Genomic DNA, 25893 nt, shown 5'->3' with positions numbered 1-25893 from the left:
TTTCGATCATTCGAAAGCGTGATTATTGTAATCCTGTGATCTGTATACGTTTTATCTTAGAATGTCGAATAATTACACAGAGTAACTTTTAAAAATGGTAACAATATGAAATATAAGAGCTTAATCATTTCCTCAATTCTGCTGATGTTAGCGCAGGTCGCCCATGCGGAGCAGATTGGATCTGTCGATACGGTGTTCAAAATGTTTGGGCCGGATCATAAAATTGTGGTCGAAGCGTTTGACGATCCAGATGTTACCAACGTGACCTGCTACGTGAGCCGGGCGAAGACCGGCGGCATCAAAGGTGGGCTGGGGCTGGCGGAAGATACCTCCGATGCCGCCATTTCCTGTCAGCAGGTGGGGCCGGTAGAACTGAGCGACAGAATCAAGAACGGCAAAGCGCAGGGCGAAGTGGTATTTAAAAAACGTACCTCGCTGGTGTTTAAATCCTTACAGGTCGTGCGTTTTTACGACGCGAAACGTAATGCCCTGGCCTATCTGGCCTATTCAGATAAAGTGGTCGATGGATCGCCCAAAAATGCCATCAGCGCGGTGCCCATCATGCCGTGGCGGGAATAACAAGGAAGCAAAATGCAACAACCGTTGATCTGGTTGGTTGAGGATGAGCAGGGCATCGCCGATACGCTCATCTACATGCTGCAGCAGGAAGGTTTTAGCGTGGAAGCGTTTGAGCGCGGGTTACCTGCGCTGGAGAAATCTCGCCAGCGTTGTCCTGATGCAATCATTCTGGATGTCGGACTACCAGATATCAGCGGTTTTGAACTGTGTCGACGCCTGCTGGAGCGGCATCCAGCGTTGCCGATCCTGTTTCTGACCGCGCGTAGCGATGAGGTGGATCGCCTGCTGGGGCTGGAAATTGGCGCGGATGACTATGTTGCCAAGCCTTTCTCACCGCGCGAGGTGTGCGCCCGCGTGCGTACGCTGCTGCGGCGGGTGCAGAAATTCTCTGCTCCTTCATCGACGACGCGTTGCGGCGATTTTGAACTTAATGAGCTGGCCGCGCAGATTACCTGGTTCGGCAAGCCGTTAAACCTGACGCGCTATGAATTTCTGTTGCTGAAAACGCTGCTGTTGTCGCCGGGGCGCATTTACTCACGCCAGCAGTTGATGGATTTAGTCTGGGCCGATGCACAGGACACCTTTGACAGAACGGTCGATACCCACATTAAAACGCTGCGCACTAAGCTGCGGGCTATCAACCCTGAGCTTTCCCCCATCAATACGCATCGCGGTATGGGATATAGCCTGAGGAGCGTCTGATGCGCATTGGCATGCGTTTGTTGCTCGGCTATTTTCTGATTGTTGCCGTCGCCGCCTGGTTCGTTTTGTCGATCTTTGTACAGGAAATTAAACCAGGCGTCCGCCGGGCAACCGAAGGCACTTTGATTGATACCGCCACGCTGCTGGCCGCGCTGGCGCGCGATGACTTGCTCTCTGACTCTCCCGCCAACGGCAAGCTGGCGCAGGCATTTTCGCAACTGCATAACCGCCCATTCAGCGCTAATATCAGCGGCATTAACAAAGTCCGTAATGAATACCATGTCTACATGACGGACGCGCAGGGTAAGGTGTTGTTTGATTCCGCAAACCAGGCTGTCGGTCAGGACTATTCTCGCTGGAACGACGTGTGGTTAACCCTGCGTGGGCAATATGGCGCCCGCAGTACGCCGCAAAACCCGAACGATCCGGAAAGTTCAGTGATGTACGTGGCCGCGCCGATCGTAGACGGCGGACGTATTATCGGAGTGCTTAGCGTCGGTAAACCGAATGCGGCGATGGCGCCGGTGATTAAACGCAGTGAACGGCGGATGCTGTGGGCCAGCGCCGTATTGCTGGGCATTGCCTTAGTGATTGGCATCGGGATGGTATGGTGGATAAACCGCTCCATCGCCCGGCTGGCGCGCTATGCTGACTCCGTTACCGAGAATCGCCCCGTCCCACTGCCTGATTTAGGCAGCAGCGAGCTACGTAAACTGGCGCAGGCGCTGGAAAGTATGCGACTGAAGCTGGAGGGCAAAAACTACATTGAGCAGTATGTTTATGCGTTAACGCATGAACTGAAAAGTCCGCTGGCGGCCATTCGCGGCGCGGCTGAGATTTTGCGCGAAGGTCCGCCGCCGAACGTGGTTGCGTGCTTTACCGATAATATTCTGACGCAAAATGCGCGCATGCAGGCGCTGGTCGAAACCCTGTTACGCCAGGCGCGGCTGGAGAATCGACAGGACATTACGTTGACGCCAGTGGCGGTAGATGCGCTGTTTGCTCAGCTCAAAGAGGCGCGTAGCGTGCAACTGGCGGCAAAAAACATCACGCTTACCATTATGCCTTCATCGCTTAGCGTCGCCGCCGATCCTGCGTTACTGGAGCAGGCATTGGGGAATTTGCTCGACAACGCTATCGACTTCACGCCACAGGACGGGACGATTACGCTGAGCGCGCATCAGCAGGATGAACTGGTCACGTTGCAGATAATCGACAGCGGCAGCGGGATCCCCGACTTCGCGTTGCCGCGTATTTTTGAGCGTTTCTATTCGCTGCCCCGTGAAAATGGGCATAAGAGCAGCGGTTTAGGGCTGGCGTTTGTCAGTGAGGTTGCGCGACTGTACGAGGGGACGGTGACATTGTGCAACCGACCACAAGGCGGCGCACAGGCCTCGTTTACGCTTCACGCTCACTTCACATAACTTCAAATTCTCCGCACATAGCTGTTCTACCTTGCTGATATTGCAAAGGAGAACGCTATGTTTAAATCACCCCTGTTTTGGAAAATAGTCACCTTAGGTGGCGCAATACTGCTGCTGTTAATCCCGCTGACGATGGTCAGGCAGATCATCGTGGAGCGATCGGATTACCGCGATGAAGTCGAAGATGCTATCCGACAGAGCACCAGCGGGCCGCAAAAGATGGTAGGACCGCTGATAGCCATTCCGCTAACGGAACTTTACACCTCACTGGAGGATGGTAAAGAAATCCAGCGTAAGCGTAGCTATATCCATTTCTGGCTGCCGGAGTCGTTGGTAGTTGAGGGGAATCAGAACGTTGAAGCACGTAAAATCGGTATTTATGAGGGCCAGGTCTGGCACAATGATGTTTCGGTGAAGGCTGAGTTTAACGCCGAACGCTTGAGTGATTTAAATCATCCTAATATCAGCATTGGCAAACCGTTTATTGTGGTTGGCGTGGGGGACGCGCGCGGGATTGGGGTGGTAAAAGCGCCGCAGGTCAATGGAGCGTCGCTGGCCGTTGAGCCTGGGACGGGGCTGGATGGACGTGCGCAGGGGATCCATATTCCGCTACCCGATGCGAGCTGGGCTGAGCAAAATCTGAGCATGGCGTTGTCGCTTAATTTGAGCGCAACCGGCGATTTCTCCGTCGTTCCGGTTGGGCGTAACAGTGAAATGACCTTAACCAGCAACTGGCCACATCCCAACTTTCTTGGGGACTTTCTCCCGGCTAAGCGCGAAATTAGCGAATCAGGATTCAAGGCTCAGTGGCAAAGCAGCTGGTTTGCGAACAACCTCGGCGAGCGCTTTAACGACGAAAAGATTGGTTGGCAGGGCATGCCAGCGTTTAGCGTCGCCGTCACCACGCCTGCAGATCAGTATCAGTTAACGGACAGGGCAACAAAGTATGCCATCCTGCTGATTGTGCTGACCTTTATGTCTTTCTTCGTCCTTGAAAGTATGACCAATCTGCGCCTGCACCCGATGCAGTATTTGCTGGTGGGGCTATCGCTGGTAATGTTTTATCTGCTGCTGCTGGCACTGTCGGAACACATTGGTTTTACGGCTGCGTGGATAACGGCAAGTCTGGTGGGGGCGTTGATGAACGGTGTGTATCTGCAGGCGATATTGCAGGGCTGGCGGAACAGTATTTTGTTCACCGTGGCGCTGCTGGGGCTGGATGGTGTGATGTGGGTGCTGCTACGTTCACAGGATAGCTCTTTACTGCTGGGAACCGGCGTGCTGTTGTTCGCGCTTTGTGGGGTCATGTTCCTGACGCGTCATCTTGACTGGCACTCGCTGGCACAGCCAAAAACAAAGCCAAAATCTACAGAACTTCCAGAACTTCAGCCTGCGCAGAGCGACGAATTTCGCTTGTGGAAATAGGGGAGTAGGGAAATGAAAAACGGCGCATAAAGCGCCGTTTTTATACCAGTGAGGATTGAATCAATCCTGCAGGTCGCCGCAGAAACGGTAGCCTTCACCGTGAATGGTGGCGATGATTTCTGGCGTATCCGGCGTTGATTCGAAATGCTTACGAATGCGGCGGATCGTCACGTCAACGGTACGGTCATGCGGCTTCAGTTCGCGACCGGTCATTTTTTTCAACAGTTCTGCGCGAGACTGGATTTTGCCCGGATTCTCACAGAAGTGAAGCATGGCGCGGAATTCGCTGCGTGGCAGTTTATACTGCTCACCGTCAGGACCAATCAGAGAGCGGCTGTTGATGTCCAGCTCCCAGCCATTGAACTTATAGCTTTCGACGCTACGGCGTTCTTCGCTGACAGTACCCAGGTTCATGGTACGGGACAGCAGGTTACGAGCACGGATAGTCAGTTCGCGCGGGTTAAACGGCTTGGTGATGTAATCGTCTGCGCCGATTTCGAGGCCGAGAATTTTATCGACTTCGTTATCACGGCCCGTCAGGAACATCAGCGCAACGTTAGCTTGTTCGCGAAGTTCGCGCGCTAACAGCAGGCCATTTTTCCCAGGCAGATTGATATCCATAATCACAAGGTTGATATCATATTCAGAGAGAATCTGATGCATTTCCGCGCCATCTGTCGCTTCGAATACATCATAGCCTTCTGCTTCGAAAATGCTTTTCAACGTGTTGCGTGTTACTAACTCGTCTTCAACGATAAGAATGTGCGGGGTCTGCATGTTTGCTACCTAAATTGCCAACTAAATCGAAACAGGAAGTACAAAAGTCCCTGACCTGCCTGATGCATGCCGTAAATTAACATGATCGGCGTAACATGACTAAAGTACGTAATTGCGTTCTTGATGCACTTTCCATCAACGTCAACAACATCATTAGCTTGGTCGTGGGTAGTTTCCCTCTGGACCCGACAGTGTCAAAAACGGCTGTCATCCTAACCATTTTAACAGCAACATAACAGGCTAAGACATGCCGGACACCCAATAAAACTACGCTTCGTTGACATATATCAAGTTCAATTGTAGCACGTTAACAGTTTGATGAAATCAACGTATCCAAATGTTTGCTTTCATCACAAAATTGCAATATTACAACTAGTTGCACGAGCAAATTAATAAATGTAATGAATCCAACCAGTGCGATCCATTTTAAATTAAATTATCATGGATAAACAGAGGGATATGCAACTTTTGTTAACATAAAAAGCAATAGTACACCCGGGAAATAGTTTAGCATTTTTTAATGGATGCGAAATGCTTTTTCAGTGATTTCTGTTAAAAATATGTAAATTCGCACTGCGTAATATGTTGAAGCACGTCACATTTTTCCTTGCAGACTGGCCAAAAAGAGTATCGAAATGCGTTTAACAATTATTCTGGTTGCCCCCGCCAGAGTGGAAAATATTGGTGCGGCTGCCCGCGCTATGAAGACCATGGGGTTCACCCAATTACGCATCGTTGACAGCGAAGCCCACCTGGAACCCGCCACGCGATGGGTCGCGCATGGTTCTGGCGATGTTATTGATAATATTAGCGTTTTTTCAACGTTGGCGGAGGCGCTGCATGACGTAGATTTTACCGTCGCGACCACTGCGCGTAGTCGGGCGAAGTTCCATTACTACGCTACGCCGGTCGAACTGGTTCCTCTGCTGCAGGAAAAATCAACGTGGATGGATCACGCCGCGCTGGTTTTTGGTCGTGAAGATTCAGGGCTGACCAACGAAGAATTGGCCCTGGCGGATGTACTCACCGGTGTACCTATGGTGGCTGACTATCCTTCACTCAATTTGGGGCAGGCGGTGATGGTGTATTGCTATCAATTAGCAGGTTTAATACAACAACCCGTCAAAAACATTGAGGTGACGGATGAGCTTCAGCTACAGGCATTGCGCGCGCGCGTTTTGCGTTTATTAGCCACGCTGAACGTTTCTGACGACATCAAGTTGACGGACTGGCTGCAACAGCGAATGGGTCTGTTAGGGCAGCGAGATACGGCAATGTTGCACCGTTTTTTGCATGATATAGAAAAAAGCATCACGAAATAAAATATCGACCTACATTTGTTGCGTGGTGTTTTGCTCTGGATTCAAGTAGGGGTGACATACTGTATTGGTCGAAACTAAAAGGGCAAGCAGTCGCTCGTGAACAAGTTTCGGAATGTGACCAATTTAAAAATTTATTGACTTAGGTCAGCAGATACTTTAACCCTAAAAGAATACAGGACAGATAATAAATAATTACAGAGCACACAACATCATGAAACGCATCAGCATCACTATTACCACAACCATCACCATTACCACAGGTAACGGTGCGGGCTGACGCGTACAGGAAACACAAGAAAAAGCCCGCACCTAAACAGTGCGGGCTTTTTTTTCGACCAAAGGCAATGAGGTAAACCATGCGAGTGTTGAAGTTCGGCGGTACATCAGTGGCAAATGCAGAGCGCTTTCTGCGGGTTGCCGATATTCTGGAAAGCAATGCCAGACAGGGGCAGGTCGCGACCGTTCTCTCTGCCCCCGCAAAAATTACCAACCATCTGGTGGCGATGATTGAGAAGACCATCGGTGGTCAGGATGCTTTAGCCAATATCAGCGACGCCGAACGCATTTTCTCTGAGCTGTTGGTGGGTCTTGCCGCCGCGCAACCGGGTTTCCCGCAGGCTCCGCTCAAAGCCTTTGTTGAACAAGAGTTTGCACAGATTAAGCACGTCCTGCACGGTATCAGCCTGCTGGGTCAGTGCCCGGACAGCATCAATGCTGCGCTTATTTGCCGTGGTGAAAAAATGTCGATCGCCATCATGGCTGGCCTGCTGGAAGCGCGCGGGCACAACGTGACGGTCATCGACCCGGTAGAGAAATTGCTGGCGGTAGGTCATTACCTCGAATCTACCGTTGATATCGCCGAATCTACGCGCCGCATAGCCGCCAGCCGTATTCCTGCGGACCATATGATTCTGATGGCAGGATTTACCGCCGGGAATGAGAAAGGAGAGTTAGTGGTGCTGGGGCGTAATGGCTCTGACTACTCTGCCGCCGTACTGGCCGCCTGTTTGCGCGCCGATTGTTGTGAGATCTGGACCGATGTCGATGGCGTATATACCTGCGATCCGCGCCAGGTACCCGACGCCCGACTGCTGAAGTCGATGTCTTATCAGGAAGCGATGGAGCTTTCTTACTTCGGCGCTAAAGTGCTGCACCCGCGCACCATTACCCCTATTGCCCAGTTCCAGATCCCGTGCCTGATTAAAAATACCGGCAATCCACAAGCGCCCGGCACGCTTATCGGTGCCAGCAGTGATGATGACGATTTGCCGGTAAAAGGGATTTCTAACCTCAATAACATGGCGATGTTTAGCGTCTCCGGCCCTGGGATGAAAGGCATGGTGGGGATGGCGGCGCGTGTTTTTGCCGTGATGTCGCGCGCAGGCATCTCGGTGGTGCTGATCACCCAATCCTCTTCTGAATACAGCATCAGCTTCTGCGTCCCGCAGGGCGACTGCGCGCGTGCGCAACGCGCCATGCAGGATGAATTCTATCTCGAACTGAAAGAAGGCTTGCTGGAGCCGCTGGCGGTGACTGAACGTCTGGCGATCATCTCGGTTGTTGGCGATGGTATGCGCACGTTGCGTGGCATCTCGGCGAAATTTTTTGCCGCGCTGGCTCGTGCGAACATTAATATCGTGGCAATCGCCCAGGGCTCGTCTGAGCGTTCCATTTCGGTAGTGGTGAATAACGACGACGCGACCACTGGCGTGCGTGTGACCCATCAGATGCTGTTCAACACCGATCAGGTGATTGAAGTATTTGTCATTGGTGTTGGCGGCGTGGGCGGTGCGCTGCTGGAGCAGCTTAAACGTCAGCAAACCTGGCTTAAAAAGAAGCATATCGATCTGCGCGTGTGCGGTGTGGCGAACTCGAAGGCCCTGCTGACCAACGTCCATGGTCTGAATCTGGAAAACTGGCAGTCGGAGTTGGAAAGCGCGAAAGAGCCTTTCAACCTGGGGCGCTTAATTCGTCTGGTGAAAGAATATCATCTGCTCAATCCGGTGATTGTCGACTGTACGTCAAGTCAGGCGGTTGCGGATCAGTATGCGGATTTCCTGCGCGAAGGCTTCCATGTGGTTACGCCGAACAAAAAGGCCAACACGTCGTCGATGGATTACTACCATCAACTGCGTTTTGCTGCGGCGAAGTCTCGTCGTAAATTCCTGTACGACACCAACGTAGGCGCGGGCTTGCCGGTAATTGAGAACCTGCAAAATCTGCTCAGCGCGGGCGATGAACTGCAACGTTTCTCCGGCATTCTTTCTGGTTCGCTGTCGTTTATTTTCGGCAAGCTGGATGAAGGCATGAGCTTCTCCGAGGCCACCACCATGGCGCGTGAGCTGGGCTATACCGAACCCGATCCGCGTGACGATCTATCCGGTACGGACGTGGCGCGTAAGCTGTTGATCCTGGCCCGTGAAACCGGTCGTGAGCTGGAGCTTTCTGACATTGTTATTGAGCCGGTCCTGCCAAAAGAGTTTGATGATTCCGGTGATGTTTCCGCGTTTATGGCTAAATTGTCGCAGCTGGATGACGCCTTTGCCGCGCGTGTGGCGAAAGCCCGTGATGAGGGGAAAGTATTACGCTATGTTGGCAATATTGAAGAGGATGGCGTCTGTCGCGTAAAAATAGAAGCAGTAGACGGCAACGATCCGCTGTTCAAAGTGAAAAACGGTGAAAACGCGTTGGCGTTTTACAGCCACTATTATCAGCCGCTACCGTTGGTTCTGCGCGGATACGGCGCGGGTAACGACGTGACGGCGGCGGGCGTATTTGCCGACCTGCTACGCACCCTTTCATGGAAGTTAGGAGTCTGACATGGTGAGAGTTTATGCCCCGGCTTCCAGCGCCAATATGAGCGTCGGGTTTGATGTGCTCGGAGCAGCGGTAACTCCGGTGGACGGTTCGCTGTTAGGCGATGTGGTATCCGTTGAGGCGGCTGACCATTTCAGCCTTAACAACCTTGGTCGCTTTGCCAATAAGCTGCCGCCTGAGCCGCGAGAAAATATTGTCTACCAGTGCTGGGAGCGATTCTGTCAGGAGCTGGGTAAAAGCGTTCCGGTGGCGATGACGCTGGAAAAAAATATGCCGATTGGCTCCGGGTTAGGCTCCAGCGCTTGTTCCGTTGTAGCGGCGCTGGTCGCCATGAACGAGCATTGCGGTAAACCGCTCAACGATACGCGCCTGTTGGCGATAATGGGTGAGCTGGAAGGGCGTATCTCCGGCAGTATTCATTACGATAACGTCGCCCCGTGCTTTTTAGGCGGTATGCAGTTAATGATCGAAGAAAACGGCATTATCAGCCAGCAGGTGCCAGGCTTTGATGAGTGGCTGTGGGTCCTCGCGTATCCGGGGATTAAAGTGTCGACGGCAGAAGCGCGGGCGATTTTACCTGCGCAGTATCGCCGTCAGGACTGTATCGCCCACGGGCGGCATCTGGCTGGGTTTATCCATGCCTGCTATTCCCGTCAGCCAGGGCTTGCCGCGAAGCTGATGAAAGATGTCATTGCTGAGCCATACCGTACCCGCCTGCTGCCAGGCTTTAGCCAGGCGCGTCAGGCGGTAGCGGAAATCGGGGCGCTGGCCAGCGGCATCTCCGGTTCGGGGCCGACGCTGTTCGCTTTGTGCGACAAGCCGGATACGGCGCAGCGTGTAGCAGACTGGCTGGGTAAAAATTATCTGCAAAATCAGGAAGGCTTTGTTCATATTTGCCGGTTGGACACGGCGGGCGCACGGGTACTGGGATAATCAATGAAACTGTATAATCTGAAAGATCATAACGAACAGGTCAGCTTTGCACAGGCCGTCACGCAAGGGCTTGGCAAGAATCAGGGATTGTTTTTTCCGCACGATTTGCCGGAATTCAATCTGTCAGAAGTCGATGAGATGTTGAACCAGGATTTCGTTAGCCGCAGCGCGAAGATCCTTTCCGCATTTATCGGTGATGAAATCCCACAGGAGATTCTGGAACAGCGCGTGCGTGCGGCGTTTGCCTTCCCGGCGCCGGTTGCTCAGGTTGCCACGGATATCGGCTGTCTGGAGCTGTTCCACGGCCCAACGCTTGCATTTAAAGACTTTGGCGGGCGCTTTATGGCGCAGATGCTGACGCATATCAGCGGCGACAAACCGGTCACCATTCTGACGGCGACCTCTGGAGACACTGGTGCGGCAGTCGCACATGCCTTTTATGGCCTGAAAAATGTGCGCGTGGTGATCCTTTATCCGAACGGCAAGATTAGCCCATTACAGGAAAAACTGTTCTGTACACTGGGTGGCAATATTGAAACCGTGGCGATTGATGGCGATTTTGATGCCTGTCAGGCGCTGGTGAAACAGGCGTTTGATGACGAAGAGCTGAAGGTAGCTTTGGGGCTGAATTCGGCTAACTCAATCAACATTAGCCGTCTGCTGGCGCAAATCTGTTACTACTTTGAGGCCGTGGCTCAACTGCCGCAAGAGGCGCGTAATCAGCTGGTTATTTCCGTTCCCAGCGGCAACTTTGGCGATCTGACTGCCGGGCTGCTGGCAAAATCACTGGGCTTGCCGGTGAAGCGTTTTATCGCGGCGACCAATGTCAACGATACGGTTCCACGCTTTCTTGCACAAGGTGAGTGGGCGCCGAAAGCGACTCAGGCGACGTTGTCGAATGCGATGGATGTCAGCCAGCCAAATAACTGGCCGCGGGTGGAAGAACTGTTCCGCCGTAAAATCTGGCGTCTGAATGAGCTGGGTTATGCCGCTGTTGACGATGCCACTACTCAGGACACGATGCGTGAGCTGCATGAGATGGGGTACACCTCAGAACCGCATGCGGCGGTGGCTTACCGTGCGCTGCGTGACCAACTGAACCCTGGCGAGTACGGCCTGTTCCTCGGTACTGCGCATCCGGCCAAGTTTAAAGAAAGCGTTGAAGAGATTCTTGACCTGACGCTGGCTCTGCCAAAAGCGCTGGCGGAACGCGCGGACCTGCCGCTGCTTTCTCATCACCTGCCTGCTGATTTTGCTGAATTGCGCAAGCTGATGATGACCCGCGGTTAACGGTTGTGCCCGCTGGCGCTTTGCTTAGCGGGCCTACAAAACCTGTCGGCCGGATCGGGCGTTCGCCGCCATCCGGCCTTTTTACTACTGCTCCTGGCGCTTAAACACCAGTTCGCCATTTCCTGACGCTTCTTCATCAAAGAAATAGCCTTCGCTGTTAAAGGCGGTCAGCTGTTCTGGCTGCGTTAAGCGGTTCTCAATAATGTAGCGACTCATCAGGCCGCGCGCTTTTTTGGCATAGAAGCTGATGACTTTGAACTTGCCGTTCTTCTCGTCGAGGAAGACCGGTTTGATAAGCTCCGCATTGAGCTTTTTCGGCTTCACGGATTTAAAATACTCATCCGAGGCGAGGTTAATCACTACGCTGTCGCCTTGCGCTTCCAGCGCTTCGTTAAGTTTATCGGTGATGGTATCTCCCCAGAACTGGTAGAGATCTTTACCTTTCGCATTGGCCAGACGAATACCCATCTCCAGACGGTAAGGCTGCATCAAATCCAGCGGACGCAAAACGCCGTACAGCCCGGACAACATCCGTAAGTGTTGCTGAGCGAAGTCGAAATCCGCTTCGCTGAAGGTTTCAGCCTGCAGTCCGGTATACACGTCGCCTTTAAATGCCAGAATGGCCTGGCGCGCGTTTTCCGGCGTGAAATCAGGCTGCCAGTCATGGAAACGCGTGGCGTTCAGATCCGCCAGCTTGTCGCTAATTCCCATCAGCTTGCCAATTTGCGGAGCAGAGAGTTGGCGCGCCACGTGAATAAGCTGCTGAGAGTGATCCAGCAGTTCGGGCAATGTATGACGTGTCGTTGCCAGCGGACTTTGGTAGTCGAGCGTTTTTGCAGGTGAAATCAGAATCAGCATATCCAGTCCTTGCAGGAAATTTACTGCGACTTTAGCAAAAAAAACGACAGAATTGATCGATGGTTGCGATTGCCGCGCTATCCGCGCGGCGTCTCATCCCAGCTTTCGGGCGCAAGTTGTTGTCTGATATCAGGATAACGGCGCGGATCGAATTCTGGGCGCACCCCGAGTTTGCGTTGGCGTAGATAGTCGCAGGCGATCGTCTGCACAACCGGTGAAAGCAGCAGAATCGCCGTCAGGTTAGTGATGGCCATACACGCCATAATGATGTCCGCCAACTGCCAGATCAGCGGAACGCTGACTAACGTTCCGCCGATAACGGTGCTAACGGTGGCGATCCGTAATAGCCAGATGACGCGGATATTGTCCAGCTTCAGGAAAACGAGGTTGTTTTCCGCATAGATGTAGTTGGCCACGATAGAGCTAAAGGCAAACAGAATCACAATTAACGCCACGAATCCGGCACCCCATTCTCCCGTCACTGAAACCATCGCTTTCTGGAGTAACTGGATGCCTTCCATCGGTACATAGCTGGCGTCATTACCCGCCAACAGAACAATCATCGCGCTGGCCGTACAGAGAATCAGCGTATCAACTAATACTCCGATCATTTGCACAATGCCTTGTGCCGCAGGATGCGGAGGCCAGGATGCTGCTGACGCGGCCGCGTTCGGAGTTGATCCCATTCCGGCCTCATTAGAAAACATACCGCGTTGAAAGCCGCTGGCAATGGCCTGGCTTAGTGTATACCCGGCGGCACCGGCTGCGGCTTCCTGCCAGCCAAAGGCACTTTTTATAATGGTCATGATAATGCCTGGGAGCTGTCCGAAATGCCACAGACAGATGACGATGCTGCAACCGACCCACAACAGCGCCATCATCGGAACGAACCATTGCATCAGGCGGGCAACGCCTTTAATGCCGCCAATGATTGCCAATAATGACACTATTGCCAGTGCGATACCGGTAAAGAGGGGAGGGATATCAAAAGCAAAGGTCAGCGCATGAGAGACCGAATTTGCCTGAACGCTGTTAAAAATCAGACCATAAGCAATGAGTAAAAAGATGGCAAAAAGAACGCCCATCCAGCGCATGCCCAGCCCACGCTCCATATACCACGCAGGACCGCCGCGAAACTGTCCCTTGCTGTCGCGCTCTTTATACAGTTGGGCAAGAGAGCTCTCGGCAAATGACGTCGCCATACCAATGATCGCCGAGACCCACATCCAGAACACGGCTCCCGCGCCGCCAGCGGCAATCGCCAACGCCACGCCCGCCAGATTTCCGCTACCGATACGTGCGGCAAGACTGGTGCATAAAGCCTGAAAGGAAGTTAAACCGCCCGGCTGCGGGCTGATGCTGTTTTTAAGACTTTTGCCAAACTGGCGAATATAGCGAAACTGAATAAACCCTGTACGCCAGGTGAACCAACATCCTGCGCCAAGCAGGAGGTAGATCATCACCGATCCCCAGAGTATTTCATTAATAAATGAGAAAAAATCAGGCATTAACATCCCTCTTGTTGATGCCGGTAAGCGCGAATATTCCCATGTAAGCGCTACCAATAATCGACCAGTATATACCTTATAAGGTGATTGATTACGGGAGTTTATCATAACAATCGTTATATCCCTTAATTGCGCATCACAGGCTTGGCGATGCGTAATCAGGGCTGAGCGGCTGGTCGGACAATCCAGGCGGTTGCGCTGAGAGTGCGTCGTGCTATCATCAGGGAAGATCGGTTACATCCCCCTAACAAGCTGTTTAAAGAGAATCGCTATCATGACGGACAAATTGACCTCCCTTCGTCAGTTCACCACAGTAGTGGCCGACACCGGAGACATCGCGGCAATGAAGCTGTATCAGCCTCAGGATGCCACAACTAACCCTTCTCTCATTCTTAACGCAGCGCAGATCCCGGAATACCGCAAGCTGATTGATGACGCTGTAGCCTGGGCTAAGCAGCAGAGCAACGACCGTGCGCAGCAGGTCGTCGACGCGACCGACAAGCTGGCAGTAAATATCGGTCTGGAGATCCTGAAACTGGTCCCAGGTCGTATCTCCACTGAAGTTGACGCTCGTCTGTCCTACGACACCGACGCGTCCATCGCTAAAGCAAAACGCCTGATCAAAATGTACAACGATGCTGGCATCAGCAACGATCGCATCCTGATTAAACTGGCTTCAACCTGGCAGGGCATCCGTGCCGCTGAGCAGCTGGAAAAAGAAGGCATCAACTGTAACCTGACTCTGCTGTTCTCCTTCGCGCAGGCGCGTGCATGTGCAGAAGCTGGCGTATATCTGATTTCTCCGTTCGTTGGCCGTATTCTTGACTGGTACAAAGCCAATACCGACAAGAAAGAGTATGCACCGGCAGAAGATCCGGGTGTGGTTTCCGTAACGGAAATTTACGAGTACTACAAACAGCACGGTTACGAAACCGTAGTTATGGGTGCGAGCTTCCGTAACATCGGCGAAATCATTGAGCTGGCAGGCTGCGATCGTCTGACGATTGCTCCGGCACTGCTGAAAGAACTGGCAGAAAGCGAAGGCGCTATCGAACGTAAACTGTCTTTCTCCGGCGAAGTGAAAGCGCGCCCTGCACGCATCACCGAAGCTGAGTTCCTGTGGCAGCATAACCAGGATCCGATGGCTGTAGACAAACTGGCGGACGGTATCCGTAAGTTTGCTGTAGACCAGGGTAAACTGGAAAAAATGATCGGCGATCTGCTGTAATCATTAGTGCGTGGCCCTGATATGGGTCACGCTACCTCTTCTGAAACCTGTCTGTCCTTCCCTTCGCAGTGTATCATTCTGTTTAACGAGACTGTTTAAACGGAATAATCATGAATACTTTACGCATTGGCCTGGTTTCCATTTCTGACCGTGCTTCCAGCGGCGTTTACCAGGATAAAGGTATCCCGGCCCTTGAAGAGTGGCTGGCGTCTGCCCTTACCACCCCTTTTGAGCTGCAAACGCGGTTGATCCCGGATGAACAGGCGATCATCGAACAGACCTTATGCGAGCTGGTTGACGAAATGAGTTGTCATCTGGTGCTGACTACCGGCGGAACGGGTCCGGCCCGTCGTGACGTTACGCCTGATGCGACGCTTGCCGTAGCCGACCGTCAGATGCCGGGCTTTGGTGAGCAGATGCGCCAGATAAGCCTGCACTTTGTGCCAACGGCGATTCTTTCCCGTCAGGTTGGCGTGATTCGCAAGCAGGCGTTGATCCTGAATCTGCCTGGGCAGCCAAAATCGATCAAAGAGACGCTGGAAGGTGTGAAAGATGCCGACGGTAAGGTTATCGTGCCGGGTATTTTTGCAAGTGTACCGTATTGTATACAGCTATTGGATGGGCCGTATGTGGAAACCGCACCGACTGTTGTAGCATCTTTTCGTCCTAAAAGCGCAATACGCGATACAAAAGCCTGAAAGTAGCCCGATCGTGACATAAGTGCCAATGACAGTGGAGTATTGAATTGTTTACGATATAGTAATTTTTGCTTTACATATATCAACAAACAGATTCAATTACTTCACTGACTCATGGTTTGCTATGTCACAACACACTCGACCGCTGAATCGCCAGGATTATAAAACCCTTACGCTTGCTGCCCTTGGTGGTGCGCTTGAGTTTTATGATTTCATTATCTTTGTCTTCTTTGCCGCTGTTGTTGGCGAGCTCTTCTTCCCCGCAGACATCCCTGAATGGCTACGTCAGGTGCAAACCTTCGGAATTTTTGCCGCTGGATATCTGGCGCGTCCGCTGGGGGGCATCATCATGGCGCACTTTGGCGATCTGGTCGGGCGCAAGAAAATGTTCACCCTGAGCATTTTGCTGATGGCGATACCGACGCTGGCGATTGGCCTGTTGCCTACTTACGCCTCAATGGGGATCCTCGCGCCGCTGCTGTTACTGCTGATGCGTATTTTGCAAGGCGCTGCCATCGGCGGAGAAGTTCCGGGCGCGTGGGTGTTCGTGGCGGAGCATGTACCGGAGCGTCGCATCGGCATTGCCTGCGGAACGCTGACTGCCGGCCTGACGGTGGGAATTCTGCTGGGGTCAGTGGTTGCGACGCTGGTGAACACCAGCCTGACGCAGCAGGCGGTGCATGATTACGGCTGGCGTATTCCTTTCCTGCTGGGGGGCGTGTTTGGGCTGGTGGCGATGTACCTGCGTCGCTGGCTGCAGGAGACGCCCATATTTCTCGAAATGCAGCAGCGTAAAGCGTTGGCGCAAGAGCTACCGGTGAAGTCAGTGGTGAGCAAACATAAAAAAGCGGTGGTTATTTCAATGCTGCTGACCTGGCTGCTATCGGCTGGGATTGTGGTGGTGATCCTGATGTCACCAGTCTGGTTGCAGAAGCAGTATGGCTTTGCGCCGGCGCTAACGTTGCAAGCCAACAGTGTCGCTACCATTATGCTGTGCGTCGGTTGTCTGCTGGCCGGGTTTATTGTCGATCGGGTCGGCGCCAGCAAAACCTTTATTGTCGGCAGCCTGCTGCTGGCCTGTTCAAGCTGGTTTTTCTATCACCTGACCGGCAGCCATCCCCAGCATTTGTTCCTGTTATACGGGCTGGTGGGGTTATGCGTTGGCGTGGTGGGGGCTGTGCCTTATGTGATGGTGCGCGCGTTTCCGGCGGAAGTCCGCTTTACCGGAATATCCTTTTCTTACAACGTGTCGTACGCCATTTTTGGTGGTCTGACGCCAATCGCCGTCACGATGTTGATGAGCGTGTCGCCAATGGCTCCGGCCTGGTATGTGCTGGCGTTATCGCTGGTAGGGCTAGGTTTGGGGATTTGGCTGCGACAGGATCTTTATCATCGCGATTCGAGCGTACAGGCAGAGTTACGGCGCTTGTAAGGAATATCCCCCCGTCAGGGGGGATAGCATCAGATTAGTGCGCTTCACCAATCGGCAGGATGGTACGGCCAAACTGTTCGTTCAGCACTTCACCCATCGCCAGGTAAATGGCGCTTGCGCCACACACTAAGCCTACCCAGCCAGCAACGTGAATGATCGCTTCGTTACCCGCAATGTTGCCAACGGCCAGCAGGGCGAACAGCACTGTCAGGCTCAGGAACACGAACTGCAGCATGCGCGCGGCTTTCAGCGTACCGAAGAACATGAACAGAGTGAACACGCCCCACAGACCGAGGTAAGCGCCCAGGAACTGACCATTGGTTGCATCCGCCAGGCCCATTTTCGGCATCAGCAGGATCGCAACCAGCGTCAGCCAGAACGAACCGTAGGAGGTAAAGGCGGTTAAACCGAAGGTGTTGCCTTTTTTATATTCCAGCAGTCCGGCAAAAATTTGCGCGATACCGCCGTAGAAAATGCCCATCGCCAGAATAATAACGTCCAGAGCGAAGAAACCCGCGTTGTGCAGGTTAAGCAAAATGGTGGTCATGCCAAAGCCCATCAGGCCCAGCGGTGCCGGATTAGCCAACTTAGTGTTGCCCATAATTCCTCAAAATCATCATTGATTGAATGGTGAAATAGTTTCCCCGAATAACGATCGCTGTCTTCGGGGCGCGGCATGATAATCAGGGGAGAGGGCACTGTCTATGATCTAACGAAGGGAAAATGAATTATTTTCCCTGTGATGGGCATCACGCTAGCCAGTTACGGCGGTGCTGCTCAGCAGAAGGCCCATAAGCAGGCTGGCGGAAAGGGTTAACACGGATTTCATGGAGTTTCTCTTTGACGGCTGCAAAAGTGTGTGAATTCAGACCAGATTACCGTCGTCATAAAAACGATTCATGCTCGTAATCTTTTATTTTTATTACAATTTTTATGTGAATGGCTTTCCTGATTTAATTGGTTGTATGAATTAATTCTGGTTGGCGACTATTCATTTTTATCTCTTTTTGCCTTTTTTCTGTGAATTTATTGCCACAAGGCTAAAAAAATTTTTCATGCCCCCCTTGATGACGTGGGTTACGACCCCATCTTGTAGACAACCGCAGTGGTGAGTCTGAAAAAAAACGATTCAGGGTAGTTGAAACCGCACGTTTCGCCCTTATTACAGATTCACAACCACATGATGACCGAATTTTTAGTGGAGACGTTTAGATGGGTAAAATTATTGGTATCGACCTGGGTACTACCAACTCTTGTGTAGCGATTATGGATGGCACTACTGCACGTGTGCTGGAGAACGCCGAGGGCGATCGCACTACGCCTTCTATCATTGCTTATACCCAGGATGGTGAAACTCTGGTTGGTCAGCCGGCTAAACGTCAGGCAGTGACAAACCCGCAAAACACCCTGTTTGCGATTAAACGCCTGATTGGCCGCCGCTTCCAGGACGAAGAAGTGCAGCGTGATGAAGCCATCATGCCGTACAAAATCATCGGTGCTGACAACGGTGATGCATGGATTGACGTAAAAGGTCAGAAAATGGCACCGCCGCAGATTTCTGCTGAAGTGCTGAAAAAAATGAAGAAAACGGCTGAAGATTACCTGGGTGAACCGGTAACTGAAGCAGTTATCACCGTACCTGCATATTTTAACGATGCTCAGCGTCAGGCAACCAAAGACGCCGGCCGTATCGCAGGTCTGGAAGTAAAACGTATCATCAACGAACCAACCGCAGCTGCACTGGCTTACGGTCTGGATAAAGAAGTCGGCAACCGTACTATCGCGGTTTATGACCTGGGTGGTGGTACTTTCGATATCTCTATTATCGAAATCGACGAAGTTGACGGTGAAAAAACCTTCGAAGTTCTGGCAACCAACGGTGATACCCACCTGGGTGGTGAAGACTTCGATAGCCGTATGATCAACTACCTGGTTGACGAATTTAAGAAAGATCAGGGTATCGACCTGCGTAACGACCCGCTGGCGATGCAGCGTCTGAAAGAAGCCGCTGAGAAAGCGAAGATCGAACTGTCTTCCGCTCAGCAGACCGACGTGAACCTGCCGTACATCACTGCAGACGCGACTGGTCCGAAACACATGAACATCAAGGTGACCCGTGCGAAACTGGAAAGCCTGGTTGAAGACCTGGTTAACCGTTCTATCGAGCCGCTGAAAGTTGCTCTGCAGGATGCTGGTCTGTCTGTTTCCGACGTTCAGGACGTTATCCTGGTCGGTGGTCAGACTCGTATGCCGATGGTACAGAAGAAAGTAGCTGAGTTCTTCGGTAAAGAGCCGCGTAAAGACGTTAACCCGGACGAAGCTGTGGCAATCGGTGCTGCCGTTCAGGGTGGTGTATTGACCGGTGATGTGAAAGACGTGCTGCTGCTGGACGTTACCCCGCTGTCTCTGGGTATCGAAACCATGGGCGGCGTGATGACTGCACTGATCGCGAAAAACACCACTATCCCGACCAAGCACAGCCAGGTGTTCTCTACTGCTGAAGACAACCAGTCTGCGGTAACCATCCATGTGCTGCAGGGTGAACGTAAACGTGCCGCTGATAACAAAGATCTGGGTCAATTTAACCTGGATGGCATCAGCCCGGCTCCGCGCGGTATGCCGCAGATCGAAGTTACTTTTGACATCGATGCCGACGGTATCCTGCACGTTTCCGCGAAAGACAAAAATAGCGGTAAAGAGCAGAAGATCACCATCAAGGCTTCTTCTGGTCTGAACGAAGAAGAAATTCAGAAAATGGTTCGTGAAGCAGAAGCGAACGCAGAATCTGACCGTAAGTTTGAAGAGCTGGTTCAGACCCGTAACCAGGGTGACCACCTGCTGCACAGCACTCGCAAGCAGGTTGAAGAAGCAGGCGACAAACTGCCGGCTGATGACAAAACTGCCATCGAGTCTGCACTGACCGCGCTGGAAACTTCTCTGAAAGGCGAAGACAAAGCGGATATCGAAGCGAAAATGCAGGCGCTGGCACAGGTTTCCCAGAAACTGATGGAAATCGCTCAGCAGCAGCACGCACAGCAGCAGGCTGGCGCAGCAGGTGCTGATGCTTCTGCAAACAACGCGAAAGATGACGACGTTGTCGACGCTGAGTTTGAAGAAGTGAAAGACAAAAAATAATCGCCCTTTGAACGGGTAATTACTGGCACGGGCGAAGAGGTTTCCTCTCCGCCCGTGCACGCATGTTAGGGGCAGATAAAAAGAGATGGCTAAGCAAGACTATTACGAGATTTTAGGCGTTTCCAAATCAGCGGAAGAGCGTGAAATCAAAAAGGCCTACAAGCGCCTGGCCATGAAATATCACCCGGACCGCAACCAGGGTGATAAAGAGGCCGAAGCCAAGTTTAAAGAGATCAAAGAAGCGTACGAGATCCTCACCGATGCGCAAAAACGTGCGGCTTATGATCAGTACGGCCATGCAGCGTTTGAGCAAGGCGGTATGGGCGGCGGCGGCGGTTTTGGCGGCGGGGCCGACTTCAGCGATATCTTTGGTGACGTGTTTGGCGATATCTTTGGCGGCGGTCGCGGTCGTCAGCGCGCCTCACGTGGTGCTGATTTACGTTACAACATGGATCTCACTCTGGAAGAAGCCGTGCGTGGCGTCACCAAAGAGATCCGTATTCCGACGCTGGAAGAGTGTGATGTTTGCCACGGCAGCGGTGCGAAGGCGGGCACGCAACCCCAGACCTGTCCAACCTGTCACGGTTCTGGTCAGGTGCAGATGCGTCAGGGCTTTTTTGCCGTACAGCAGACCTGTCCACACTGTCAGGGCCGCGGTACGTTGATTAAAGACCCGTGCAACAAATGCCATGGTCATGGCCGCGTTGAGAAGAGCAAAACGCTGTCCGTTAAGATCCCGGCTGGGGTTGATACTGGCGACCGTATTCGTTTAGCGGGTGAAGGTGAAGCCGGTGAACATGGCGCGCCAGCAGGCGATTTGTACGTTCAGGTGCAGGTAAAACAGCACCCAATTTTCGAACGTGAAGGCAATAACCTGTACTGCGAAGTGCCGATTAACTTTGCGATGGCAGCGCTGGGCGGCGAGATTGAAGTGCCGACGCTGGATGGTCGCGTGAAGTTAAAAATCCCGGGCGAAACGCAGACCGGCAAACTGTTCCGCATGCGTGGTAAAGGCGTTAAGTCAGTACGCGGCGGCGCACAGGGCGATCTGCTGTGCCGTGTGGTGGTTGAAACCCCGGTAGGCCTCAACGACAAGCAGAAGCAGTTGCTGAAAGATCTGCAGGACAGCTTTGGCGGCCCGACCGGCGAGCAAAACAGCCCGCGCTCTAAAAGCTTCTTCGACGGTGTGAAGAAATTTTTTGACGATTTGACGCGCTAATTTACAGCTGTCTTATTAATTAAAAGGCCTTGGATTGAAGAATCCTGGGCTTTTTATTTTTGTATCGAATACAAAAATAATTAGTTAGATATCAAGAATAAATCTTCAGGAAAAATGATGAGAAATGATTTTTTAAAATAAAGATTTTCTTCTATTTTTTGCTCAGTTAATAGAAGAAAAGGTGAGTGAAATGCTTGTGCGCGAAAATGATTTTGACTTCAATTTAATTAAGATATTTAATGCCGTTGTGGAATCCGGAAACGCTTCTCGAGCTTCCGAGAGATGATCCATAACACCAGCTGCAGTTTCTCAGGCGTTAAGTCGATTACAGAATATTTATTCATTTAAACTCTTTGAACGAACCCGAAAAGGGTTGACGCCTACGAAAAAAGGATTGGAACTCCATAAGGCCTATAGCCATGTTGTGAATGTAATCAACGCTACATATTCACTTTCAAAGATTAACTACGATCCTCCAGCAATAACTTTATTAGGGAGTGATATTGTAGAGAATTATTATCTCCATCATTTTATTAGGAATGATGAGTTAATTGAAAAGTATGAAATAAATCATTATGCAGTAAATAAAAATAGCGAAGATACTTTGGCTGAAATGTTACTTTCTGGAGTGGGTGATATTTTAATTAATCTTTCACCACCAAAAAACTTTGATATTGAAGTTCATCTTATTGACGTTTTTAGGCAATATGTTTGTATTTGTGGCAACGACAATCCACTATCAATCTTAGAACAAATCACGCTACACCATTTTTATACTTTTTCACATGCGGTATATCAATCTGATATGTTCTCTCCGGAAGTAATGGTTTATACCAATAGCGTTGATCATAGAACAGAACGTAAAATAGGTTATCGCAGCGATTCTATGTTAGGGGTAGTCAATATAGTAGAAACAACAAATATGATCTGCATTGTACCTCTTGAGTTGGCTTCATTTTTTAAATATACCAGAGGGTATAATATTAAAATATTATCACTGCCTGATGAAATATTTTTTAAAACAATCCCTGTTTATGCATCTTTATATAAAAAAAGCAAATATTATGTTGTGCTTAGAGAGTGGATAGTGATACTGCAATCTAAATATTCATCTATAAATGATCGGGATAATTTATGTCAGTGATAATAAGTTCAGAACCTGCCTTAAAATATATTATAGAGCTAGAGACTATTCTTGCGATTATTATCGTGAGTGCTTGGGGGGGAGTCGTTAGCTATCTCATGAGAGAAGCCCGGGGACGAAAGAAAAAAAATATAGCAGGATGTTTAAAACAAGTCATTATTTCATGTTTTACAGGTTTTTTACTCTCTGGCATTGCTCTTGATAAAGGTGCTGGTATAAATATGATACTCATATTGTCAGGGCTGGGAGGGGTTTTTGCTGGGCCCGTACTGAAAATGTTGAAAGATAAACTGGCACAGGTTTTTGCTAAGTGAGCTGTATTGCCCGTCCATGGGCATTACCATACTTAAAGCAAGTAAAATCTTAGTGTGATATATAGAATTATTGTAATAAATAAAATCATTGCATAATAATACAGAAACGGTTTCTGCAGGAAATGATGTTTGCTATTTAAGCATTTTATTTCTATGTTTTCATTAATCTGTACTCCTTGACGTGGAATTGTAATGAACAAATTGTCAATGCCAAAAATTCTCAGGTCTTTTCTGACCAGATAGAGTAGTTGAGTCAGATTAGCATCACTTATAAATGTACTCCTGTCCTCCCATAATGCTTCCGCAATATGATTTTTCCTTATCACCAGTTCTTGCGCATGAGTTAGGATGAAATTTAAACATTTAGAACGCATATGAGTAAGTTTTATAGTTCGCTTCCCATCTTTACTTTTTAATTCATGGCTGGCGTTATCATACATACAACTATTTTTAATAATGTAAATGGTCATTTATATACCATGGTTAGTTTAATGTGTTCAGAAATATTAAATACAAATTTTCTGTTATTCAATACATATGCATACCTGTTGCATGTAAAAACGATACGTGTCACATAAGTTATGATATTTTTAGTTTGTATTAATTTTAAATTAAATAGGAGTTATTTATTTAATTGGCCATTAGGGGGGTAGGGAGGCATTATTGAGTTTTTTGACATAGGCTGAATGGCAATTTATAGACTTTTATTTGGGGATATATGGCATAGCATATTAATAGATGGTTTTATAGTCACATAAATTTTTTGTTTCTTCATAAAGATGTTTTTTTAGATTATTTTATTACTAGTTATTTGTACGAATACTACGGTTCTGTTTATCTTACCAGCTATCGGGATTATATAGCCGATTGGAAATGAAAACTTTTTGTGAAAGGATAGAGATATGCAAATTAATAAATTACAAATTAGTCAACCAGAACCTCGTATGCCAGTTAACCAGAAAATTGATGTTGATAACGCAACGGTGCTTTCGCATAATGCAATCTATCAAACACTCCTCTCTGCAGTGGTGGAAACTAATGATTATGATAATGCCATAGTTACGTTAGATCCTTATAGTACGGCACCTTTAAGCCTATATCTGGGTATTTGGGGGAAATTGAATGAAGATATCAAAATTAATGTGCAGGATAGCAAGGGGATAACGGTAGCTGTATCCTGGACCTACAGCATGCAGACCGGTGCAAACCTGATTCCAGTTTCGGGTCTGGTTGCCGGGGAGGATAATGTCGTTACCTTAATCTCAGGTGCGCAGATTGTTGGGCAATACACGGTTACCCCATCAGCATTGCCGCCATCGGATTCTGCTGATATCAGTCTTGGCTTCCCTGTCATCACTGTGACAAAGTCAGTTGACGATTCCTCATTAGTTGCAGATGGCCTTTATTTTTCAACATATTTTGATCGCTATAATCTTGCCTTTGATCAAAATGGCATCGTTCGTTGGTATGTCTCTCAGGCAATTCCTTCCTATAATTTTGTCCGAACAGACAGCGGGCATTTCCTGGCTACGTCACAAGGAATTAATCACTGCCTGGATATGTACGAATTTGACGTAATGGGCAGAGTATATGCAGTCTATCTCCTTGATAATGAGTTTCATCACTCCATTCTGCCATTAGAGAACAATCTGGCTATTGCCCCCTCGGAATATACTAATGGACGTCCAGATGATTACTCAACAGGTAAAGATGGTGTTTCCATTATCGATCTCACTTCAGGGCTTGAGGTTGCTTATTATGACATGTTAAAAGTGATGGACTATTCTCGTTCGCCACGTCCATCAGGAAGTGCACCGGGTCAATCGGCTACGATGGATGACTGGCTGCATATCAACCAGAGCTATATTGACCTGCTCCCCGTTGATTAGTACACCCCGATGTTAGTAATGTCTTCATAAGCCACATGAGGACATCCCCATGAAGAAGCGTTTTTCCGACGAACAGATCATCAGTATTCTCCGCGAAGCCGAAGCTGGGGTACCCGCCCGTGAACTCTGCCGCAAGCATGCCATTTCCGATGCCACGTTTTACATCTGGCGTAAGAAGTATGGCGGTATGGAGGTGCCTGAAGTTAAGCGCCTGAAGTCGCTTGAGGAAGAGAACGCCAGACTCAAGAAGCTGCTTGCCGAAGCCATGCTGGATAAAGAGGCGCTTCAGGTGGCTCTTGGGCGAAAGTACTGACGACAGACCAGAAGCGGGAAGCCGTGATGTTGATGTGTGATGCGACCGGTCTGTCGCAACGTCGTGCCTGCAGGCTTACAGGTTTATCCCTGTCGACCTGCCGCTATGAGGCTCACCGTCCGGCTGCTGATGCGCATTTATCAGGGCGCATCACTGAGCTGGCACTGGAGCGCAGGCGTTTTGGCTACCGTCGTATTTGGCAGTTGCTGCGCCGTGAAGGGCTTCATGTTAATCATAAGCGCGTGTACCGGCTTTATCACCTCAGTGGCCTGGGCGTAAAACGCAGAAGACGTCGTAAAGGGCTGGCAACAGAACGTCTGCCGCTGCTCCGTCCGGCGGCGCCCAATCTGACCTGGTCGATGGATTTCGTCATGGACGCACTTTCCACCGGTCGCAGGATCAAGTGTCTTACCTGCGTCGATGATTTCACAAAGGAATGCCTGACGGTCACTGTTGCCTTTGGGATTTCAGGCGTTCAGGTCACGCGTATTCTGGACAGCATTGCACTGTTTCGAGGCTATCCGGCGACGATAAGAACTGACCAGGGGCCGGAGTTCACTTGCCGTGCACTGGATCAATGGGCCTTTGAGCATGGTGTTGAGTTGCGCTTAATCCAGCCGGGCAAGCCAACGCAGAACGGATTTATTGAGAGCTTTAACGGACGATTTCGCGATGAATGTTTGAATGAGCACTGGTTCAGCGATATCGTTCATGCCAGGAAAATTATTAATGACTGGCGGCAGGATTATAACGAATGCCGCCCGCACTCCACGCTGAATTATCAGACACCGTCTGAATTTGCAGCGGGCTGGAGAAAGGGTCATTCTGAGAATGAAGATTCCGACGTTACTAACTGAGTGTTGTATCTAATCGTGGGGGCAGGTCA

22 protein-coding genes, 1 pseudogene and 1 other annotated feature are annotated in these 25893 nt (G+C 50.4%); of the genes and pseudogenes, 19 read left to right on the top strand and 4 right to left on the bottom strand.

The genetic code is table 11. The features are described from left to right. The first annotated feature begins 105 nt into the window (after positions 1–105). From creA to creD, 4 genes are read left to right on the top strand one after another with little or no spacing between them, the layout of a single operon-like run. Complete coding sequence (gene creA / locus OGV38_RS09370; RefSeq protein WP_016151621.1) at positions 106–579, top strand: protein CreA; 474 nt, start codon at positions 106–108, stop codon at positions 577–579. A 12-nt stretch (positions 580–591) separates the two neighbouring features. Then, complete coding sequence (creB, locus tag OGV38_RS09365; protein ID WP_286473217.1) at positions 592–1281, top strand: two-component system response regulator CreB; 690 nt, start codon at positions 592–594, stop codon at positions 1279–1281. Beyond that, the gene (gene creC / locus OGV38_RS09360) at positions 1281–2705 is read left to right on the top strand and encodes a two-component system sensor histidine kinase CreC (protein ID WP_286473216.1); all 1425 of its coding nucleotides are present in this window, start codon (positions 1281–1283) and stop codon (positions 2703–2705) included. Before creB ends, creC begins: the two co-directional genes overlap by 1 nt. Before the next feature lie 57 nt (positions 2706–2762). Beyond that, positions 2763–4130: a cell envelope integrity protein CreD gene (creD, locus tag OGV38_RS09355; protein ID WP_286473215.1), complete on the top strand. Its 1368-nt coding sequence runs from the start codon at positions 2763–2765 to the stop codon at positions 4128–4130. Between the two features lie 60 nt (positions 4131–4190). On the opposite strand, the gene arcA is transcribed toward creD, so the two are convergent. Next, on the bottom strand, positions 4191–4907 hold the full coding sequence (gene arcA, locus OGV38_RS09350; protein WP_001194359.1) for a two-component system response regulator ArcA: 717 nt from the start codon (positions 4905–4907) through the stop codon (positions 4191–4193). 95 nt (positions 4908–5002) lie between these two features. On the opposite strand from arcA, the gene yjjY reads away from it, so the two are divergent. From yjjY to thrC, 6 genes are all read left to right on the top strand, one after another. Continuing rightward, on the top strand, positions 5003–5143 hold the full coding sequence (gene yjjY, locus OGV38_RS09345; protein ID WP_042998021.1) for a YjjY family protein: 141 nt from the start codon (positions 5003–5005) through the stop codon (positions 5141–5143). Positions 5144–5542: 399 nt separating this feature from the next. Continuing rightward, positions 5543–6229: a tRNA/rRNA methyltransferase gene (locus OGV38_RS09340; protein WP_286473213.1), complete on the top strand. Its 687-nt coding sequence runs from the start codon at positions 5543–5545 to the stop codon at positions 6227–6229. A gap of 206 nt (positions 6230–6435) precedes the next feature. After that, positions 6436–6562, top strand: a sequence feature (Thr leader region). Continuing rightward, complete coding sequence (gene thrL / locus OGV38_RS09335; protein ID WP_032337689.1) at positions 6441–6506, top strand: thr operon leader peptide; 66 nt, start codon at positions 6441–6443, stop codon at positions 6504–6506. Its footprint overlaps the feature before it by 66 nt. Before the next feature lie 23 nt (positions 6563–6585). Continuing rightward, on the top strand, positions 6586–9048 hold the full coding sequence (gene thrA / locus OGV38_RS09330; protein ID WP_047414492.1) for a bifunctional aspartate kinase/homoserine dehydrogenase I: 2463 nt from the start codon (positions 6586–6588) through the stop codon (positions 9046–9048). Position 9049: 1 nt separating this feature from the next. Beyond that, positions 9050–9979, top strand: a complete 930-nt coding sequence (gene thrB / locus OGV38_RS09325) for a homoserine kinase (RefSeq protein ID WP_016155645.1) — start codon at positions 9050–9052, stop codon at positions 9977–9979. 3 nt (positions 9980–9982) lie between these two features. Next, the gene (thrC, locus tag OGV38_RS09320; protein ID WP_016155646.1) at positions 9983–11269 is read left to right on the top strand and encodes a threonine synthase; all 1287 of its coding nucleotides are present in this window, start codon (positions 9983–9985) and stop codon (positions 11267–11269) included. A gap of 84 nt (positions 11270–11353) precedes the next feature. Here the strand turns inward: thrC and yaaA are convergent, their stop codons facing one another. Continuing rightward, a complete protein-coding gene (gene yaaA, locus OGV38_RS09315; RefSeq protein ID WP_016155647.1) occupies positions 11354–12127 on the bottom strand; it encodes a peroxide stress protein YaaA in 774 nt (257 codons plus the stop codon). Between the two features lie 77 nt (positions 12128–12204). Further along, the gene (locus OGV38_RS09310; protein WP_016155648.1) at positions 12205–13635 is read right to left on the bottom strand and encodes an alanine/glycine:cation symporter family protein; all 1431 of its coding nucleotides are present in this window, start codon (positions 13633–13635) and stop codon (positions 12205–12207) included. 274 nt (positions 13636–13909) lie between these two features. Between OGV38_RS09310 and tal the strand changes: the two genes are divergently transcribed. From tal to OGV38_RS09295, 3 genes are all read left to right on the top strand, one after another. After that, positions 13910–14863 carry a transaldolase gene (tal, locus tag OGV38_RS09305; protein ID WP_016151631.1) on the top strand — a complete coding sequence of 318 codons (954 nt, stop codon included), beginning with the start codon at positions 13910–13912 and terminating at the stop codon, positions 14861–14863. A gap of 110 nt (positions 14864–14973) precedes the next feature. Next, positions 14974–15561, top strand: coding sequence for a molybdopterin adenylyltransferase (mog, locus tag OGV38_RS09300; RefSeq protein WP_016155649.1), 588 nt, complete (start codon positions 14974–14976; stop codon positions 15559–15561). Positions 15562–15685: 124 nt separating this feature from the next. After that, on the top strand, positions 15686–16993 hold the full coding sequence (locus OGV38_RS09295; RefSeq protein ID WP_137366657.1) for an MFS transporter: 1308 nt from the start codon (positions 15686–15688) through the stop codon (positions 16991–16993). Between the two features lie 34 nt (positions 16994–17027). Here the strand turns inward: OGV38_RS09295 and satP are convergent, their stop codons facing one another. Continuing rightward, positions 17028–17594: an acetate uptake transporter gene (satP, locus tag OGV38_RS09290; protein ID WP_003018969.1), complete on the bottom strand. Its 567-nt coding sequence runs from the start codon at positions 17592–17594 to the stop codon at positions 17028–17030. A 611-nt stretch (positions 17595–18205) separates the two neighbouring features. Here satP and dnaK point away from each other — a divergent pair. From dnaK to OGV38_RS09260, 6 genes and pseudogenes are all read left to right on the top strand, one after another. Then, positions 18206–20128 carry a molecular chaperone DnaK gene (gene dnaK / locus OGV38_RS09285; protein ID WP_016151634.1) on the top strand — a complete coding sequence of 641 codons (1923 nt, stop codon included), beginning with the start codon at positions 18206–18208 and terminating at the stop codon, positions 20126–20128. A gap of 85 nt (positions 20129–20213) precedes the next feature. Then, the gene (gene dnaJ, locus OGV38_RS09280) at positions 20214–21347 is read left to right on the top strand and encodes a molecular chaperone DnaJ (RefSeq protein WP_008786151.1); all 1134 of its coding nucleotides are present in this window, start codon (positions 20214–20216) and stop codon (positions 21345–21347) included. 289 nt (positions 21348–21636) lie between these two features. Beyond that, positions 21637–22491 carry a LysR family transcriptional regulator gene (locus tag OGV38_RS09275; protein ID WP_286473241.1) on the top strand — a complete coding sequence of 285 codons (855 nt, stop codon included), beginning with the start codon at positions 21637–21639 and terminating at the stop codon, positions 22489–22491. Continuing rightward, the gene (locus tag OGV38_RS09270; protein WP_046275510.1) at positions 22482–22805 is read left to right on the top strand and encodes a phage holin family protein; all 324 of its coding nucleotides are present in this window, start codon (positions 22482–22484) and stop codon (positions 22803–22805) included. The genes OGV38_RS09275 and OGV38_RS09270 overlap by 10 nt, the downstream gene beginning before the upstream one ends. A gap of 902 nt (positions 22806–23707) precedes the next feature. Continuing rightward, positions 23708–24676, top strand: a pseudogene (locus OGV38_RS09265) (aryl-sulfate sulfotransferase); the annotation flags it as partial. 67 nt (positions 24677–24743) lie between these two features. Further along, positions 24744–25864, top strand: a protein-coding gene (locus OGV38_RS09260) for an IS3-like element ISSen4 family transposase (protein WP_096147877.1) whose coding sequence is annotated in 2 segments (ribosomal slippage) — positions 24744–25002 and positions 25002–25864 — 1122 coding nt in all. Because the reading frame shifts where the segments join, the coding sequence is not laid out codon by codon here. Positions 25865–25893 lie beyond the last annotated feature (29 nt).

This window comes from Citrobacter sp. Cb080, assembly GCF_030334745.1.
Taxonomy (GTDB): Bacteria; Pseudomonadota; Gammaproteobacteria; order Enterobacterales; family Enterobacteriaceae; genus Citrobacter; species Citrobacter braakii.
This window is presented reverse-complemented; position numbering and strand designations above follow the sequence as displayed.

Coding starts and splice junctions, on each gene's coding strand:
- creA (WP_016151621.1), top strand. CDS start 106: ATGAAATATAAGAGCTTAATCATTTCCTCAATTCTGCTGATGTTAGCG.
- creB (WP_286473217.1), top strand. CDS start 592: ATGCAACAACCGTTGATCTGGTTGGTTGAGGATGAGCAGGGCATCGCC.
- creC (WP_286473216.1), top strand. CDS start 1,281: ATGCGCATTGGCATGCGTTTGTTGCTCGGCTATTTTCTGATTGTTGCC.
- creD (WP_286473215.1), top strand. CDS start 2,763: ATGTTTAAATCACCCCTGTTTTGGAAAATAGTCACCTTAGGTGGCGCA.
- arcA (WP_001194359.1), bottom strand. CDS start 4,907: ATGCAGACCCCGCACATTCTTATCGTTGAAGACGAGTTAGTAACACGC.
- yjjY (WP_042998021.1), top strand. CDS start 5,003: ATGACTAAAGTACGTAATTGCGTTCTTGATGCACTTTCCATCAACGTC.
- OGV38_RS09340 (WP_286473213.1), top strand. CDS start 5,543: ATGCGTTTAACAATTATTCTGGTTGCCCCCGCCAGAGTGGAAAATATT.
- thrA (WP_047414492.1), top strand. CDS start 6,586: ATGCGAGTGTTGAAGTTCGGCGGTACATCAGTGGCAAATGCAGAGCGC.
- thrB (WP_016155645.1), top strand. CDS start 9,050: ATGGTGAGAGTTTATGCCCCGGCTTCCAGCGCCAATATGAGCGTCGGG.
- thrC (WP_016155646.1), top strand. CDS start 9,983: ATGAAACTGTATAATCTGAAAGATCATAACGAACAGGTCAGCTTTGCA.
- yaaA (WP_016155647.1), bottom strand. CDS start 12,127: ATGCTGATTCTGATTTCACCTGCAAAAACGCTCGACTACCAAAGTCCG.
- OGV38_RS09310 (WP_016155648.1), bottom strand. CDS start 13,635: ATGCCTGATTTTTTCTCATTTATTAATGAAATACTCTGGGGATCGGTG.
- tal (WP_016151631.1), top strand. CDS start 13,910: ATGACGGACAAATTGACCTCCCTTCGTCAGTTCACCACAGTAGTGGCC.
- mog (WP_016155649.1), top strand. CDS start 14,974: ATGAATACTTTACGCATTGGCCTGGTTTCCATTTCTGACCGTGCTTCC.
- OGV38_RS09295 (WP_137366657.1), top strand. CDS start 15,686: ATGTCACAACACACTCGACCGCTGAATCGCCAGGATTATAAAACCCTT.
- satP (WP_003018969.1), bottom strand. CDS start 17,594: ATGGGCAACACTAAGTTGGCTAATCCGGCACCGCTGGGCCTGATGGGC.
- dnaK (WP_016151634.1), top strand. CDS start 18,206: ATGGGTAAAATTATTGGTATCGACCTGGGTACTACCAACTCTTGTGTA.
- dnaJ (WP_008786151.1), top strand. CDS start 20,214: ATGGCTAAGCAAGACTATTACGAGATTTTAGGCGTTTCCAAATCAGCG.
- OGV38_RS09270 (WP_046275510.1), top strand. CDS start 22,482: ATGTCAGTGATAATAAGTTCAGAACCTGCCTTAAAATATATTATAGAG.